Source organism: Gilvimarinus sp. 1_MG-2023, assembly GCF_030548285.1.
In genome coordinates this window covers 1-352 of the sequence record NZ_JAUOSC010000424.1, presented here as the reverse complement: position 1 = coordinate 352, position 352 = coordinate 1, and the positions used below count along the sequence as shown (strand labels likewise).

Below are 352 nucleotides of genomic sequence, written 5' to 3'. Positions count from 1 at the left end.
CTTTCAGGCTGTGCAGGAGCAAGCGCTCAAGCTGGCAGGAATGCCCAGTTTTGAACCTGTGGTAAACGAAGACGGCAAGGATCTTGAGTTCAAGGCAACCTTCGAAGTGTATCCAGAAGTTGCTCTGGGTGATTTTGCTGAGCTGTCCATTGAGCAAAAGACAGCCACCGTATCCGATGACGATATGGAAAAAATGGTGGAGACCCTGCGTCAACAAAACACCACCTGGACAGAAACCGATGCCGCTGCTGAAGATGGCGATCGTGTTGTTATCGATTTTGAAGGCTTTGTCGATGGTGAAGCATTCGAGGGTGGCAAAGCTGAAGGCCACACCCTGACTTTGGAATCTGGC

General features: G+C 50.6%; 1 protein-coding gene. It reads left to right on the top strand.

Annotated elements, in window-relative coordinates:
• Positions 1 to 352 (top strand): trigger factor (locus tag Q4563_RS17465; RefSeq protein ID WP_303605398.1); only part of this gene is annotated, 352 nt, incomplete at both ends.